Raw genomic sequence first — 500 nt, forward strand, 5'->3', positions numbered from 1 at the left:
GGTGTGGGGTCGGTCGAGGACCTGTGGGAGCTGGTCGCGGAGGGCCGGGATGTGATCGGTGCGTTCCCCACCGATCGGGGATGGGATCTGGAGCGGTTGTTCGATCCGGATCCGGATGTCCCCGGCACTGTTTACACCCGTGAGGGTGGGTTCTTGGTGGATGCGGCCGCTTTCGATGCGGGGTTTTTCGGGATCGGGCCGCGGGAGGCGGCGGCGATGGATCCGCAGCAGCGATTGTTGTTGGAGGTGTCGTGGGAGGCGTTGGAGCAGGCGGGTATCGATCCGACCGGGCTGCGGGGCACGGATGCGGGGGTGTATGTGGGGGCGTGTGCGTCGGGGTATCAGGACGCGGTTGTCGGTGAGTACGAGGGATATCGGCTGACCGGGACCTCCCACAGCGTGATCTCCGGGCGCGTCGCCTACCTCTTCGGCCTGGAAGGGCCGGCAGTGACGGTGGACACGGCGTGTTCGTCGTCGTTGGTGGCGGTGCATTTGGCGTG

General features: G+C 66.8%; 1 protein-coding gene. It reads left to right on the top strand.

From position 1 onward, the window contains the following. The coding region (locus ON32_RS23330) for a beta-ketoacyl synthase N-terminal-like domain-containing protein (protein WP_040793165.1) at positions 1 to 500 on the top strand (500 nt) is incomplete at both ends.

It is taken from the genome of Nocardia paucivorans NBRC 100373, from assembly GCF_000308675.1.
Classification (GTDB): domain Bacteria; phylum Actinomycetota; class Actinomycetes; order Mycobacteriales; family Mycobacteriaceae; genus Nocardia; species Nocardia paucivorans.